Raw genomic sequence first — 13,475 nt, 5'->3', positions numbered from 1 at the left:
CCGGGAGCATGGCGGCCGGGCGCCCCCTGCGGGAGCATCCGTGCCGGAGGTACCGGAGGCGGGCCGCTCTTGACACGGAGCGTTGTCTCTACGGGCCTAGGAGAGGAACACAACCATACGTGTATTCGGCCAAGGTCGATCGTCGACAGAAGCGACAAGAACCAGTGACAACTAGTCTATTTGAGGAACCCAAGCAGTGAAGAAGAACCGCACCAAGAAGGCTCCGGGCGAGCACACACCTGTCGCGCTTGCTTCTCTCGATTCTGCCTTGATTGCAGAGGACGAGCGTTTGGGAACTGTGGCACTTGGCGACTTAGTTGCGAATCACGCAAACTGGACACGATTGCTTGCTCGTCTCAAATCACTATCTGATCCGGCGAACCCCAAGACTGATCCGGAGACAACAATACGACGCTGCATGGTCTTATTCAAGTCCGCCATAAATATTTCCGAATCCGCATCCATATCGGCATCAGATATACTTTGGGTCAAAACGCTCGCCATTACCACAATCAGAAACATCGCATCGTTGGCGCGGCTTCGAGAGCTACTGAGAACATTGACATTTTTCTCGGACTCTTTGTCCACACAGACTTTCCGTCTAGCCGTGCTGCTTGAGCATCAGCATCGTCAATTACATAAGCTTGCCATTGAACGTGGCCTAAGCCAAGGCACATACCATCCGTACGCTGTTCTCGATCATTTTCTTCCAACGAGGACCGGTGGCAATGCGAATCTTCTTGGTGCGTACGAGGAGTTGGTAGAAGCGGTCGAGCTTGCACTTCGATACTCCCATCACTCCGCTCCACTCACTGTGCGCAACGGTCCACTCGTCCCGAAGGTTCCATTCTTGGACCCGGATCTGCAGCGCACAATCATCGCAGCAGGAATCTGGCGCGCAATTGTCGATATCCATGGTGCGGTCAAGTATGCTGGCTGGTCCACGCATGAATTGTCTTCCGACCATGCCTGCTACGCACCGCGCGATGAGGCCGAATACCTTCGCCACCGGGTCGGCGACGTACGAGAGCAAGCAATACTTACACAGTTCTCCTCCGAGGCGACGGATCTAACACAGGTGCGCGCACACCACCGAGCACTTTTGGCAATAAGACCGATGATCAAGTATCCAGGCCCCGGAGAGACGTGGAACGGCAAGTACCCAAAGGAGCTAGGCACATTAATAAAGGGAGAAACAGAATTTTCGGCTGCAGCTCTAGCGTGGATCAGGTTTCGTCATTACGAGCCGTTTGCGCGTGCCATTCGCATCGATGGGGGTAAGGTAGGTTGGGAGCCATGGTTCCTCGCAAGGAGTGCAATAAACGTTCTTGCAACACTGTTTGCTTTCTACTTGTCACCGCCAGGTCAAGAACGCGCCGACGACGACTGGCGTCGATACGTTGTCATCGTTCGCAAGAGAGATCTCGTTGAGGTCGCTCGAGAATCTGGTATCACAAAAGGAGAAGCTGAGGCCGCCGTCGACTCAATGACGTTTGACCAAAAGAGGACGTCGTTAGAGCTATGGGACCAACCACTGCTGCCGATCTCAGGGGAACGACTGATTCTTGTTCCTAGTCTTCTCAGCGCGGCTAGTCCCACCCGCTTACTAGAAAATAGCATTGCTCAATGGGCTCCAGGTGCGAGCGCATCTCGCGGCATACCGTTCGAGGGAGATATTCTCCGAGACGTGCAAAGTCTAGGTTTCGGCGCCGCGGCAAAGAATGTCATAATCAGAGATGTCGATGGTAAAGAGATTCAGTACGACGTAGTCTGGCTGTGGGACGGCCATCTGTTTCTCATGGAAACAAAGTGTCTGCAATCTGTGCATGAGTTTTCAGATCATGCACGGGCGAAAGCAAGTATTGAATACGGGTTTACGCAACTGGCACGCCGAAAGCAAGCGGCGAAGACTCAGTGGGAGCAGCTTCGTGGCGCCATCCCTCAGCTTCAACTTCCACAATATTGCCCGTCAGACTCAAATATTACGTGTATTGTTCTAACCAATATAACGTCGTTTACGACGTGGGTAACGTCCGATGGATTTATTGTGACCGACGACATATGCTTTCGTCGATATTTTGGCGACCCCGCTATCAATGCGCGTCGCCTCGGTTCAGGCGCTGAAGAGGAGTCTGTTGTCCACCTCGGCGATATTCGTGATTCGGCGCCATCTCCCGAAAAATTTGTGTCCTATTTACATGATCCGCCGCAATGTAGGAGTGTTCGCACTCGACTGCAGGCGAAGATGGTGGAAAACATAGCTAGCGAAACGCACTTCCCGATCTGGCAGATGATGGTGGAGTATCACCCAGATCTCGGCGAATGGTATGTATCGAGAAAAACTCCAGCTGCTGCCGAGGTGCAAGTGTCACAATAGCTATACACCAGCCAGAGCAGTTCTAGGAGGGCGCGCGCCGTGACCTCCCCGTGAGGGACGGGGGCACGAGCCCTGCGGGCGACGTGGGCCAGCGGCTCGGGAAGGGCGACCTCGCGACGGCGGTAGGGTTTCTTGTGGGTAAGCGCTGCGCGAAGCGCCGTAGCCCCCAACGTCGGTCAGCTGGTGCAGGATGGGCGCGATGGAACCGGCCCGGTCAGCTCGTCGCGCGCTGCTCTTCCGCGGGAAGCGGGGGCGGGACGGTGATCGGCCCGAGGGGCAGCTTCATCTCTTCGGCGACGAGGCGAGCGCGGGCGCGCGCCCAGTACCGAGGGGCGAGCTCGAGGTAGCGCTCGCGCGGCCAGTAGGGCATCACGCGGATGACGTCGGCGAGTAAGCGCCCGACCAACGCCATCGTGACCGCCCGTGCGGCGCCGGTTAGCTGTTCCCATCGCGACGAAGGAGGAAGCGATGGCGACGAGAGTGGAGTGGGCCGAGCGGGTGCAGCGATGGGAGCGGAGCGGACTGAGCGCCGAGCAGTTCGCACGGCGCGAGGGGTACAAGGCCAAGCAGCTGTACTGGTGGCGCTGGAAGCTGCGGGCTGAAGTGGCCTCCCAGCCGTCGCCTCCGTCGGTGGAGGCGCCGCGCTTTCTGCCGGTGCACGTGGTGGCCGACACATCGCCGGCGGCGGCAGAGCCGATCGAGATCGCGCTGCCCAACGGCCGGGTGGTCCGTGTTCGGCCGGGCTTCGACCCGGCCACGCTCGAGCGAGTGCTGGCGCTCGCTGCCGAGGAGGTGCCGTGCTGACGCTGCCGCCGTCGGTGCGCGTGTACGTCGCGGCCGAGCCGACCGACCTGCGGAAGAGCTTCGATGGCCTTTCGGCGCTGGTCGCGCAGTGCTTCGGAGCCGATCCGCTCTGCGGGCATCTGTTCGTGTTCAGGAATCGGCGAGGCGACCAGATCCGGATTTTGTTCTGGGATCGCACTGGGTACATGCTTGTGGCGAAGAAGCTGGCGTGCGGAAGGTTCCACTTGGCGCGCGACGTGCCGCAAGGGGCGACGCACGTCGAGGTCGAGTCCGCGGAGCTGTCGCTGATGCTCGAAGGGCTGGACCTGTCGACCGCGACACGGCGCAAGCGCTGGCGCCCGACGAGGGCCGAGACGGAGAAAACTCCGTCTGAAAACGGAACGCCTTGTTTGTCCGGCGCGCCGTGGATACATGGCGCGCCCGATGACCGAGCCGCCCGCACCGCCCGCCAAGCTACCCGTCGACATTGAGGATGTCCGGCGCAAGCTCGAGCAGCTGGCAGCCGAGGGGCGCATCGCGGACCTCATCGAGCTGGTCGTCCAGCTGCTCGTCGGGCAGCGAGACACCAACACCGCGCTGAGCGTCCGGCTGGCCAACGCGCTTCGTGAGCTGTACGGCCGCAAGAGCCAGAAGGTCAGCTCCGAGCAGCTGTCGCTCATGCTCGCGGCGCTCGGCGACGCGGAGCAGAAGGGCGGCGAGCCCGCGCCCGCTCCCTCGAACGAGGCGGCAGCGACAGAGCCGGGCGACGGCCCCATACCGCAGCCGCCTGATCCTCCGAAGCCTCCGCGCGGCCGCGGTGGCCGCGCGCCGCTGCCCAAGGACCTGCCGCGCGAGGAGCGCGTCATCCAGGTCCCTGAGGCCGAGCGCGCCTGCGAGCAGTGCGGGGAGACGAAACAGTGCATCGGCTATCGCACCAGCGAGGTCCTCGAGTTCGTGCCGGCCCAGTTCCGGATCATCGAGGAGAAGCGCGAGAAGCTGGCCTGCCCCGCCTGCCCCGAGGAGGGCGTCGTCACCGCGGCGAGCGAGAAGGTCATGGATCGGGGCCGACCGGGACCGGGCCTGCTCGCGCACATCCTCGTGCACAAGTACCACGATTCGACGCCGCTCTACCGGCAAACGCAGCAGTACGAGCGCAGCGGCGTGTCGCTGTCGCCCTCGACCCTCGGCGACTGGGCGGCGTTCGGGGTCGACGTGCTCACCCCGGTCGCCGACCGCATCTTCGAGCGGGTGGTCGAGGCGTTCTACCTGCATGTGGACGACACGGGCCTGCGCGTGCTCGATCGCGATCATCCCAACGGGGTCAAGCGCGGGCATGTCTGGTCGTTCGCGGCCCAGGTCGATGATGGCACCAAGCTGGTTGCGTTTCGTTATGCCCCGGACTGGAGCTCGAAGCGGCCGGCCGTGATGCTCGCCGGCTTCTGCGGGTACATGCAGGGCGACGGCTACGCCGGCTATGACGCGATGGAGGACGAGGACGGCGCCCCCGTGGTGCCTGACGAGCGCCGTCTCGGCTGCGGCATGCACATCCGCGCCAAGTTCGAGAAGGCGGCGAAGAGCGGCGATGCGCGCGCCGCCATCGCGCTGTCGTACTTCAAGACGATCTACCGGGTGGAGGCCGCCTGCAAGGCCGAAGGACTGGGGCCCGATGCGCGCAAAGAGCGACGCGACGAGCAGTCGCTCGGTGCGGTCGATGAGCTGTATCGGTGGATTCGCGAGCTGCACCCGCGGCTCGTACCGAAGACACCGCTCTACGAAGCGACCCGCTACGCGCTCGGTCAAGAGGCGGCGTGGCGGCGCTGCTTCACCGACGGTCGATTCGAGATCGACAACGGTGAGGCCGAGCGAAGCCTGCGGCGTATCTCGATCGGCCGGAAGAACTACCTGTTTGCCGGCTCGGACAAGGGAGCAGAGCGCCTCGCCCGTGCGTATACCGTCTTCGGCTCCTGCCAGCTGAACGGCATCGACCCGCTGGCGTGGGCCACGGACGTCATCGGCAAGCTGCAAGCCGGCTGGCCGCTGTCGCGCCTGGACGAGCTGCTGCCCGACGCCTGGGGCAAGTCGCCGGCGACCGACGCGTGAGCCGAGGCCCCCCCGGGGGGGGGCGGCGGCTGATCGAACAGATCGCGGGGAGCGCGAGAGCCGCCGCCTGGTGCGCTGCGGCGGCGCGGTCGCGTATGGCCGCGGACGGCCGCGGCTGCGCCGGGCGCCGCTCCGCGCGGGCCTCGCCGCCTGCGAACGCGCGCGCACGGCTCGCAGCGGCGAAACGGCGGAGCGTGCTCGCGGGAGCGCGACGGCACAAGATGGCGCCTGTCGGGCGGTTACGTCGGCGAGGTAGGCCTCGGGGTCGAGGTGGTGGAGCTTGCAGCTCGCGACGAGCGAGAAGAGGTTGGCGGCGGCGGAGGCGTGGTCGTCGCTGCCGAAGAACAGCCACGCCTTCCTCGCAACAGCGATGGATCGCAGAGCCCGCTCGCTCGCGTTGTTCTCCAGGCGCAAGCGGCCGTCGTCGAGGAAGCGCCGCAGGGGCTGCTCCTGGTTGAGGGCGTAGCCGAGCGCGGTGGAGACCAGGCCGCGCTCGCGGGGACGCGCGTGCTCGGCCTTGACCCAGGCGAAGAACGCGTCGACCAAGGGGCGGACGGCCGCGTCGCGGCGCACCTTGCGCTGCGCTGGCGCGAGATCCGCCAGCGCGCGATCGGCGGCGAACAGGGCATTGATCCGGCGCAGCCCCTCGACGCCGAGCTCGTGCTTGCAGACCGCCGCCTCCCAGAAGTTGGTGCGGCAATGCGACCAGCATCCGACCTCGGTCGGCGGCGGTCCACGTCCCTCGTCGGCAGAAGCGCCCCTTGGGGGCGTGCCGCGGAAGAGGGCGTCATAGATCGCGTGGGCGTCCGCCTGGATGTATCGCGAGAAGCCGCGGAACATCTCGCAGACCGCGGCGCTGGTATGCTTGGGCTGGTACTCGAAGAAGACGTGATCCTTGTCCGCGAGGACGACGAAGAAGTGTCCTTTGCGGCACGGTCCTGGCTTCTTGTCCTTGCGCTCCTGGATGGGCCCGGGCTGGATGGAGACCCCGGTGGCGTCCGTGGAGAGGCAGAAGGCGGTCTCGAAGGCCTCTTTCCGCGCGGCCTCGACGATGGCGCCCAGGGTCGCGCCCACATCTTCGGCGTACCGGCACATCGTGCCGCGATCGAGCGACGCCCCCTGAAGCTCCAGCTGCTGCTCCAGCCGATAGAACGGGACACCGAGCAGGTACTTGCTGGTGAGGATGTGCGCGATGACCGACGGCGCGAGAAACGACCGCCGGAACAGCTCCTTCGGAAGCGGCGTCGTGATGAAGACCGTGCAGGTCTCACCCGTCGGCGCCGGCGGCGGCGTGTCGAGAGCTGCGGACGAAGCGCTCGGGTCGCCGGCCGCGGCCGCGTCCTGCGGGCTGACGCTCACAGCGGGCGTCGGCGTCGGGACTTCTTTCGCGACGACCTGGAGCGGGGCAGCTTCCCCCTCGCCCGAGCTGCTCGCATCCGTGACGGACCTTTCGGCCTTGTACACGACGCGTGCGAGCACGATGCGGCGCATGCCTCCACGCTCGTAGCCGAGTCGCGAGGTCTCCTCGACCCCGATGCGCGTCGCCGTCGCATCGAGCTCGGGACAGGAGAGCTCGATGCGGACGACGGGCAGGTCGGACTCGGACAGGTCGCGGCGGCCCTTGCCGCCGGGCCGTCGTTTCGGCCCCTTGGCGTCGTCGTGCTGCCGCTCGTCGCCGCTCTTGCGCTCGGCGGCATCCAGGGCCTTTTCGAGGCGCTGGACCTCGAGGAACATCGAGTCGAACGCGAGCTGCTCCGCGCTCACCTCGGCGCGCTCCGCCTTCGCCACGAACAAGCGGCGCCGCAGCAGCTGGAGCTGCTCGAGCGCATGCGTGTAGGCGCGCCGGAGCTGCGCGAGCGCGTCGCGCGCTCCCATGAGCTCACTCTTCGCCGCGGCGAGCTCCGCTTCGAGCTGCGCGATGCGCTGCTGCTCGGGCGTCCGCGTCGGCTTGTCCGCAGCGTCGTGCACGGCGCCGCTCTACGTGCGCCGATCGTACTTGTCGAGCAAATTCGTCGGAGTCAGTGAACGCGGCGCGGAGCGCGCCTTGTGGGCTTCGGCGCGGGCGCGATCTCGATGCCGTCGAGCAGCGTCTCGAGCGTCGCGTCGTCCACCTCGACGTGCGTCGCGCCCTCGGCCGGCGGGTCGGGGAGCGCGAACGTGCCGCGATCAAGGCGCTTCGAAAAGAGGCAGAGTCCGCTGCCATCGAAGAATACAATCTTGATGGTGGTCCGCCGCTTTCCGATGAACGCGAACAGCGCGCCGCATCGCGCCTCGTAACCCACGCGCTCGCGAATGAGACCCGAGAGCCGCTCGAAGCCGTAGCGCATGTCCACCGGCTCCAGCGCGACAAACACCTGCACGCCCGCCGGAATCATCGCGCTGCACCGCCCAAGGCGCGGACCACCTCGGCCAGGAGCGTGGGGTCGAACCCCGCGACGACGCGCACCCGCGCGCCGCCAACCTCGACGACGAGCTCCGGAGCGCTCATCGCCGTTGGCGCCTTCGGCACCAGCCGCAGAAAGCGCGGGCGCTCGGCCCGCGAGAGCCGGCTCGACCAACCGTGCAGCGTCGATGCTGCAAAGCCGCGGCTCCGCGCGAACTCCTCGGCCGACTCGCCGCTCTCGCGCCACGCCCGGACTCGATCCGCCCATTTTTCTTCTGTCGACGATGTCCTTGTCATGCGCGCCATCATGCGCTGGACGTGGCGGCTGGGGAGCGACGGCGCTTCATGCAGCGCTTACTCTTGTGGTACTTCCCGGCCTGTTGGATGGCGCCAGCGTCCAGCGCGGCCACGGAGGCGTTTGGGATGGGCTCAGGATCGCGCGAGTCGGGCGCTAGCGAGGTCGACGACAGGCGCCACCCGCGGCGTCGCCTGAGGGCCGCTGAGAAGCTCCGAGAGGGTGCGAGCGGCGATCTGCGCGGTCGCGATGTCGCCCGTCGCGTGGGCAGCGGCGACGGTCTGCGTGAGGGTCGCGACGAGCACCTGGCGCGGGCTGCTCGCCGGGGGCGTGGTCGGGGCTGCTTCGGGTCTGAGAGGGGTCGCCAGCGCCGCCTCAGGCATGGGCGCCGAGGGCGCCGCCGGAAGCGTCACCGAATCGTCCAGCCGACCAGAGATCGCGGGGTTAGCGCCCGCGATCGGCGTGATAACGTCGACCTCGATCCCCTCGATACCCGCGTAGTTCCGCTCGATCGTGTCATCCCGCTCCCCCAGACGAGGGGAAGTAGGCCCAACCCTCTCCGTCGAGGCCCGCCCCACGGCGCGGCTCGCACCGCGCCCGTCCTTGCGCCGCCCTCGACGCCGGCCCCTCGGCCGTGGCATGACGCCCCCATGCCCGAGCGAGCCCTCTCGATTCCCCTCCCCGACGGAAGCGCGGTCTCGGGCGTGCTCCACGCGCCCGCCGCGCGCGCGAAGCGCTCCGGCGTGGCCGTGGTGCTGGGCCACGGGGCCGGCGGCGACATGCACGCGCAGCTCCTGGTCGACGTGGCCAGGGGGCTCAAGGACCGCGGGCACACGGCGCTGCGCTTCAACTTCCCCTACAAGGAGCTCGGCCGCAGGGCGCCCGACAGGCCGGAAAAGCTCGAGATGGCCTACGAGGCGGCCATCGCGCGGCTGCGAAAAGACAAACCCGAGCGGCTCTTGATCGGCGGCAAATCCATGGGCGGCCGGATCGCCTCGCTCCTCGCCGCGCGGGGCGTCCCCTGCGACGGGCTCGTGTTCCTCGGCTACCCGCTGCACCCCGCGGGCAAGCGCGCCCCGCTCCGCGACAAGCACCTCTCGGCCATCGAGGCGCCGATGCTCTTCCTGCAGGGCACCCGGGATCCGCTCTGCCGCCTCGATCTCCTCCGGCCGGTGCTGAAGCGCCTCGGCGCTCGCGCGAGCCTGCATGTGGTGGAGGGCGGCGACCACTCCCTCGAGCTCCTGAAATCCGCGGGACGGACCGCGGACATCGTGCTCGCCGAGATCCTCGCCGCCATCGACGCCTGGCTCGCGAAGCACGCCTCCGGCAGAAGCGATGAGCCGCGCCCGCCGGAAGCCGGGGGCGCCCGGCGCAGGCGAGCCGCCGGACGCCGGCCCGCGGCGCCGCGGGCCGCACGCCGACTGCCATGATCCAGCCGGATGGAGGGTGTGAAGCCGATGATCCCGCAAGCGCTGTTCTTCCTGACCCTCGCGTCGACGCTCGGGTGTGGGCTGATCGCGGGGGTGTTCTTCGCGTTCTCGAGCTTCGTGATGCCCGCGCTGGCCAGGCTCCCGCCGGCCGAGGGCATGGCGGCGATGCAGTCGATCAACGTGGTCGTGCTGAATCGCTCGTTCCTGGGCGTGTTCGTGGGGACGGCGGCGGCGTGCCTGATCCTGGCCATCGTGTCGACGCTCCGCTGGTCGGAGGCGGGCTCGGCGCTCCGCATCGCCGGGAGCGCGCTGTACGTCGTCGGCACGTTCCTGGTCACGGTGGCGCGCAACGTGCCGCTCAACGACGCGCTGGAGCGGGTCCCGCCGGAGGCCGCTGCGGCCGCGGAGACGTGGGCTCGCTACATCCCCGCGTGGACGACGTGGAACACCGCGCGGGCGCTCGCGGCCCTCGCGTCCGCCGCCCTGCTCACGCTCGCGCTCGTCCAGAGCGCGCGCGCCGGGTGATCGCGAGTCCGACAGGGAACGCGGCGCTGCGTCGTTGACGCCGGAGACGGCATGACGACCCGCGCGCCGTGGCGTCCAACCGAAGGCAACAGCCGAGTCGGGACGCCGCGACATCGCAGCGAGCCCAGCGCACGATACGTCCACGATCGCTCGAACGAGAGACCGAAGCGGTTGAATTGCAAAAACCGCTCAGCATGGCATATTGGACGTCCCTGCACAACCCCGTTCGGTCCGCCATGTCCACCTCCACCCCCGACGAGCTCTCGATTGGAATTGCCCCAGGAGACGTGCTTCTCGGCAAGTATCGCGTGGAGAGCGTCCTCGGGCGGGGTGCCATGGGGCTCGTCGTCGCCGCGCGCCACCTCGCGCTCGACGATCGCGTCGCGATCAAGGTGCTCCTGCCGAGGTACGTGCAGGATCCAGAGATCCTCCAGCGCTTCCTGAGAGAGGGGCGCGCCGCGGTGCGCATCCGCAGCCCGCACGTCGTGCGCGTCGCCGACGTCGGCACGCTGGAGAACGGCGCGCCGTACATGGTCATGGACCACCTCGAGGGGAAGGACCTCGCCGCCGTGCTCGCGGAGAGCGGGCCCCTCGCGGTGCCCCTGGCCGTCGACCTCGTGCTCCAGGCGTGCGAGGCGCTCGCGGAGGCGCACGCGCAAGGCATCGTCCACCGCGACGTGAAGCCGAGCAACCTGTTCCTCACGCGGAACGCGGACGGCTCGCCGTGCGTCAAGGTGCTCGACTTCGGGATCTCGAAGATGTCGCACGCAGAGGACCACGCGCTGACGCGGGTCGGGGGCGTGCTCGGCTCGCCCCTCTACATGTCCCCCGAGCAGCTCCGCTCGGCGAGCGACGTCGACGGCCGCGCGGACATCTATTCGCTGGGCGTCGTGCTCTTCCAGCTGCTCACCGGGCGAACGCCGTTCGTCGCGCACGAGCTCGCGCAGCTCGTCTATCTGGTCACGCAGGGCGAGCCGCAGCGCCCGCGCGCGCTGCGCCCGGACCTGCCGGAGCCCCTGGAGCAGGTGATCCTCACGGCGATCGCGCGCGATCGCGATCGCCGCTTCCCCACCGCCGCGGACTTCGCGCTCGCGCTCGTGCCCTTCGCCCCGCCGCACCTGCGCGCGGCCGCCGAGCGCCTCTTCGGCGCGCTGCGCGGCGCGCTCCCGGCACCAGCCCCGCCGCACGGCGGCGCTCCGCTCGCCGCCTCGACGGCCGGGGCCGCCGTCGCCGCGGCGGCCATGCCCGCCGACGGTGCGCTCACGATCGCGCCGGTCGGCACGACGAACCGCAGGCCAGCATCGCTCGATCGGCGCGTCCTCCCCATCGCGCTCGGGCTCGGCCTCGCGGTCGTGGCCAGCGGCGTGTTCCTCTGGCGCCTCTCGCCCGGGACCGCGCCGACCGAGGGCTCGCAGGGCGCCCAGGCGGAGCCCCGCGCCGCGCCGCCGAGCGCCGCGCCCTCCGTGGCCATCGAGCCCTCCGCGAGCGCCGCGCCGCCCCCCGCGGCGGCCGAGCCATCTCCCGCGGCCGAGCCCCCTCCGGCGGCGGCCGAGCCTTCCGCGAGCGCCGCGCCGCCGCCCGGCGCCGCTCCCGGCGCGTCGGCCGAGGGGCAGCGCGAAGCGGCGCGCGCCACGGCCACCGCGCCGAAGCCCGCGAGGCCGAGCGGCTCGGCTCCCCCGCGGCGCAGCGCGCCGCCGCCGAAGCGGCCCGCCAGCGCGGATCCCTTCCAGCGCGATGTCTTCTGATACCCTCGCCGGGACGATGACGCCGCCGCAGACGACGAGCCGAGCGAAGCGCGGGCCCAGGTGGGTCGCCTGCCTCTGCGCGCTCGGCGCCGGCCTGGCGGCGACGCTCGCGGGAGGCCCCGCGGCGAGGGCCGACGACAAGGCGGGCGCCGTGGCGCTGTTCCGGGAGGCCGGGGAGCTCGTCGACGCCGGCCAGCCGGCGCGCGCCTGCCCCAAGTACGAGGAGAGCCTGCGGCTCTACGACAGCGTCAATACCCGGTACTTCCTCGCCGATTGCTACGAGCGCGTCGGCAAGATGGCGTCCGCGTGGGCGCAGTTCCTCGAGGTCGCCGCCCGGGTGCGCGCGAGCGGCGACCCGGCGAAGGAGGCGAAGGCGCGCGAGCGCGCGGCGGCCGTCCAGCCGAAGGTCTCGCGCCTCACGGTGGTCGTCGAGGCCGCGAGCACGCCGGGCCTCGAGGTGAAGCGCGACGGCACGCCGGTCGGCCCCGGCCAGTGGGGCGTGCCCATGCCGGTCGACGCGGGGACCCACGTCGTCGAGGCGAGCGCGCCGGGCAAGCGACCGTGGACGGCGCAGGTCGAGGTCGAGCCGGGCGGCGCGACCTCGACCCTCGTCGTGCGCGCGCTGGAGGGCGACCCCGCGTCGGCGGACGCGGGCGGCGACGGCAGCGGGCGCCGCACGCTCGCCCTCGTGACGGGCGGCGCGGGGATCGTGGCCGTGGGCGTCGGGACGGCGCTCGGCTTCGCGGCGAAGGCGCGGTTCGACGAGTCGCGCCCGTTCTGCAACGGCGACCGCTGCGACCAGCGCGGCATGGACATCCGCGACGGCGCCGTGGCGCGCGCGAACGTCGCGACGGTGGTCTTCAGCGTCGGCCTCGCGGCCATCGCCGGCGGCGGCGTGCTCTGGCTCACCGCGCCGAGCCCGTCGAAGGGCGCGTCGGTCGGGCTGACGCCCACGGTGGGCGGCGCGCTCGTGCGAGGCAGCTTCTGATGCGCCTCCGGGGGCTCGCCGCCGGCCTCGGCGCGTCGGTGCTCGCGACCGGGTGCGGCCTCGTCCTCGGCATCTCGTCCGGCGAGTACGACCCCGACCCGTTCGGCCTCGATGCCGGCGCCGCGGGCGCTGGCGGCGCCGCGGGCGCTGGCGGCGCTGCGGGCGCTGGCGGCATCGCGGGCTCGGGCGGCACCGCGGGCGCTGGCGGCACTGCGGGCGCCGGGGCCGAGCCGCCCCCCTGCACGGCGCTCCTGGACGACCTCGAGGACGGCGACGGCGCGATCCTCCGGTGCCAGGGCCGCGTCGGCAGCTGGTACACGTACAACGACGGCACCCGGAGCGGCACGCAGACGCCTCTGCCCGGCCGCCCGTTCCTACCGGTCTCGCCCGGGCACGGCCCGAGCGACTACGCCGCCCACGTCGCCGGAAGCGGCTTCGTCTCGAGGGGGGCCGGGATGGGGTTCGACCTGAACCTCGCCCCGGGAGGAGCGAAGCTGAGCTACGACGCCTCCGCCTACGCGGGCCTGACCTTCTGGGCCAAGGCGGCGGCGCCGACGCACATCTACGTGAACTTCCCCGATCGCAACACGGATCGCGAAGGCGGCGTGTGCGAGGGGTCGGGCTGCGGCGACCATTTCGGCAAGGGCCTCGACCTCACGACCGAGTGGGCGCAGTACACCGTCATGTTCTCCGCCCTCAGCACGGACGGCTGGGGCGTCCCGGCGCCCCCGGCGCTCGACGCCGCGCACGTCTATTCGATCGAGTTCCACACGGCGAAGTCGACCGTGTTCGACATGCTCGTCGACGACATCGCGTTCGTCCCCTGAGCTCCCTTCGCTCCGGGCGCCG

At 69.0% G+C, this 13,475-nt stretch carries 12 protein-coding genes and 1 pseudogene; 9 read left to right on the top strand and 4 right to left on the bottom strand.

Annotation, left to right across the window (positions count from 1 at the left end):
• The first annotated feature begins 196 nt into the window (after positions 1 to 196).
• Positions 197 to 2,377 carry a hypothetical protein gene (locus WMF20_RS15845; RefSeq protein WP_437614504.1) on the top strand — a complete coding sequence of 727 codons (2,181 nt, stop codon included), beginning with the start codon at positions 197 to 199 and terminating at the stop codon, positions 2,375 to 2,377.
• A 214-nt stretch (positions 2,378 to 2,591) separates the two neighbouring features.
• Here the strand turns inward: WMF20_RS15845 and WMF20_RS15840 are convergent, their stop codons facing one another.
• A complete protein-coding gene (locus tag WMF20_RS15840) occupies positions 2,592 to 2,783 on the bottom strand; it encodes a hypothetical protein (protein WP_437614502.1) in 192 nt (63 codons plus the stop codon).
• Positions 2,784 to 2,845: 62 nt separating this feature from the next.
• Between WMF20_RS15840 and tnpA (WMF20_RS15835) the strand changes: the two genes are divergently transcribed.
• The 3 genes from tnpA (WMF20_RS15835) to tnpC (WMF20_RS15825) are packed head-to-tail and all read left to right on the top strand — an operon-like array spanning position 2,846 to position 5,260.
• The gene (gene tnpA / locus WMF20_RS15835; RefSeq protein ID WP_437606002.1) at positions 2,846 to 3,181 is read left to right on the top strand and encodes an IS66 family insertion sequence element accessory protein TnpA; all 336 of its coding nucleotides are present in this window, start codon (positions 2,846 to 2,848) and stop codon (positions 3,179 to 3,181) included.
• A complete protein-coding gene (tnpB, locus tag WMF20_RS15830; protein WP_437605159.1) occupies positions 3,175 to 3,651 on the top strand; it encodes an IS66 family insertion sequence element accessory protein TnpB in 477 nt (158 codons plus the stop codon). Before tnpA (WMF20_RS15835) ends, tnpB (WMF20_RS15830) begins: the two co-directional genes overlap by 7 nt.
• Positions 3,593 to 5,260 carry an IS66 family transposase gene (gene tnpC, locus WMF20_RS15825; protein WP_437606001.1) on the top strand — a complete coding sequence of 556 codons (1,668 nt, stop codon included), beginning with the start codon at positions 3,593 to 3,595 and terminating at the stop codon, positions 5,258 to 5,260. The genes tnpB (WMF20_RS15830) and tnpC (WMF20_RS15825) overlap by 59 nt, the downstream gene beginning before the upstream one ends.
• Positions 5,261 to 5,551: 291 nt before the next feature.
• Here the strand turns inward: tnpC (WMF20_RS15825) and tnpC (WMF20_RS15820) are convergent.
• From tnpC (WMF20_RS15820) to tnpA (WMF20_RS15810), 3 genes and pseudogenes are all read right to left on the bottom strand, one after another.
• A pseudogene (gene tnpC, locus WMF20_RS15820) lies at positions 5,552 to 7,135 on the bottom strand (IS66 family transposase); the annotation flags it as partial.
• Positions 7,136 to 7,278: 143 nt separating this feature from the next.
• On the bottom strand, positions 7,279 to 7,620 hold the full coding sequence (gene tnpB, locus WMF20_RS15815; RefSeq protein ID WP_437614500.1) for an IS66 family insertion sequence element accessory protein TnpB: 342 nt from the start codon (positions 7,618 to 7,620) through the stop codon (positions 7,279 to 7,281).
• An 11-nt stretch (positions 7,621 to 7,631) separates the two neighbouring features.
• Complete coding sequence (gene tnpA, locus WMF20_RS15810; protein WP_437614498.1) at positions 7,632 to 7,940, bottom strand: IS66 family insertion sequence element accessory protein TnpA; 309 nt, start codon at positions 7,938 to 7,940, stop codon at positions 7,632 to 7,634.
• 648 nt (positions 7,941 to 8,588) lie between these two features.
• Here tnpA (WMF20_RS15810) and WMF20_RS15805 point away from each other — a divergent pair.
• The 5 genes from WMF20_RS15805 (at position 8,589) to WMF20_RS15785 (ending at position 13,453) form a co-directional block, all read left to right on the top strand.
• On the top strand, positions 8,589 to 9,368 hold the full coding sequence (locus WMF20_RS15805; RefSeq protein WP_437614496.1) for an alpha/beta hydrolase family protein: 780 nt from the start codon (positions 8,589 to 8,591) through the stop codon (positions 9,366 to 9,368).
• Positions 9,369 to 9,377: 9 nt separating this feature from the next.
• Positions 9,378 to 9,893: an anthrone oxygenase family protein gene (locus tag WMF20_RS15800; protein ID WP_437614494.1), complete on the top strand. Its 516-nt coding sequence runs from the start codon at positions 9,378 to 9,380 to the stop codon at positions 9,891 to 9,893.
• A 236-nt stretch (positions 9,894 to 10,129) separates the two neighbouring features.
• A complete protein-coding gene (locus WMF20_RS15795) occupies positions 10,130 to 11,638 on the top strand; it encodes a serine/threonine-protein kinase (RefSeq protein ID WP_437614492.1) in 1,509 nt (502 codons plus the stop codon).
• The gene (locus WMF20_RS15790; RefSeq protein WP_437614490.1) at positions 11,628 to 12,626 is read left to right on the top strand and encodes a hypothetical protein; all 999 of its coding nucleotides are present in this window, start codon (positions 11,628 to 11,630) and stop codon (positions 12,624 to 12,626) included. Before WMF20_RS15795 ends, WMF20_RS15790 begins: the two co-directional genes overlap by 11 nt.
• Positions 12,626 to 13,453 (top strand): hypothetical protein, encoded by an 828-nt coding sequence (locus WMF20_RS15785; RefSeq protein ID WP_437614488.1) that lies wholly within the window; start codon positions 12,626 to 12,628, stop codon positions 13,451 to 13,453. The genes WMF20_RS15790 and WMF20_RS15785 overlap by 1 nt, the downstream gene beginning before the upstream one ends.
• The last annotated feature ends 22 nt before the right edge of the window (positions 13,454 to 13,475 follow it).

The sequence above is a fragment of the Sorangium sp. So ce834 genome, assembly GCF_051521425.1.
Taxonomy (GTDB): Bacteria; Myxococcota_A; Polyangia; order Polyangiales; family Polyangiaceae; genus Sorangium; species Sorangium cellulosum_D.
This window is presented reverse-complemented; position numbering and strand designations above follow the sequence as displayed.

Bases quoted from the DNA above. Each gene is read 5' to 3' on its own strand.
- tnpA (WP_437614498.1), bottom strand. From the start codon at position 7,940: ATGACAAGGACATCGTCGACAGAAGAAAAATGGGCGGATCGAGTCCGG.
- WMF20_RS15800 (WP_437614494.1), top strand. From the start codon at position 9,378: ATGGAGGGTGTGAAGCCGATGATCCCGCAAGCGCTGTTCTTCCTGACC.
- tnpC (WP_437606001.1), top strand. From the start codon at position 3,593: ATGGCGCGCCCGATGACCGAGCCGCCCGCACCGCCCGCCAAGCTACCC.
- WMF20_RS15795 (WP_437614492.1), top strand. From the start codon at position 10,130: ATGTCCACCTCCACCCCCGACGAGCTCTCGATTGGAATTGCCCCAGGA.
- tnpA (WP_437606002.1), top strand. From the start codon at position 2,846: ATGGCGACGAGAGTGGAGTGGGCCGAGCGGGTGCAGCGATGGGAGCGG.
- WMF20_RS15790 (WP_437614490.1), top strand. From the start codon at position 11,628: ATGTCTTCTGATACCCTCGCCGGGACGATGACGCCGCCGCAGACGACG.
- WMF20_RS15805 (WP_437614496.1), top strand. From the start codon at position 8,589: ATGCCCGAGCGAGCCCTCTCGATTCCCCTCCCCGACGGAAGCGCGGTC.
- WMF20_RS15785 (WP_437614488.1), top strand. From the start codon at position 12,626: ATGCGCCTCCGGGGGCTCGCCGCCGGCCTCGGCGCGTCGGTGCTCGCG.